Source organism: Treponema sp. UBA785 (genome assembly GCF_002297065.1).
Classification (GTDB): Bacteria; Spirochaetota; Spirochaetia; order Treponematales; family Treponemataceae; genus Treponema_D.
In genome coordinates, this window is record NZ_DBJD01000053.1 from 3,193 (window position 1) to 3,496 (window position 304).

Genomic DNA, 304 nt, shown 5'->3' on the forward strand with positions numbered 1-304 from the left:
ACAGCTATCAATATTGTTAGTTAACAGCTATCAATATTGTTAGTTAACTGCTATCAATCTACGTTTTGACAGCTATCAATGTTATCAGCTGCCTGCTATCAACCTACGTTTTGACACCTGACAATATTGTAAGCAGCCGATGTATAACCGAGTATTTGACACCTGACAATGTTGTAAACAGCCGATGTATAACCGAGTTTCTATTGAACTAAATAAAAACAATGGCATCGTTATTCCTGTAATAAATGGCGGAGACTTTTTCTCAAGATGCCCGGACGAGCGGATTCACAGAATCAGCATTCCG